The sequence below is a fragment of the Treponema sp. R6D11 genome (assembly GCF_054786075.1).
Genome location: NZ_BDHD01000866.1, coordinates 1 through 357 on the forward strand (window position 1 = coordinate 1; position 357 = coordinate 357).

1 protein-coding gene is annotated in these 357 nt (G+C 40.9%); it reads right to left on the bottom strand.

Annotation, left to right across the window (positions count from 1 at the left end; translation table 11 throughout):
• Positions 1-357, bottom strand: a 357-nt coding sequence (locus ACYVTD_RS16555; protein ID WP_461248757.1) for an MBG domain-containing protein, incomplete at both ends; no start/stop codon positions are given.

The window sequence follows — 357 nt, forward strand, 5'->3', positions numbered from 1 at the left end:
AGGATACGGAATTCGCTTGCAAATAGCTTTCGTATGGGCCTTCACAATAATAATATTTATATGTGCTGCCTGTGGTGTTTCCGCCGGTTACACTTATTGTTGCTTTGGTAGAATCTATGCTTACTAGATCGATTCTTAAGTTATGGTAATCAACTTTTAGCAAGCCTTGCGCATATATTATGTTGTAGTTAGGATTGTTTGTGTTTGTGTAGCCTGAGGATGTTATTGCATAACCATTGAGGTTGATAGGGCGAGTTTTCCCTACAATTGAGCCTTCAACGGTCTGTGTTAGTTTGCCTGTGAGGGATGTGATGTCTTCGCCTGGTGCAAATCCTGTTATGGTTGAAGTTAGAGCAG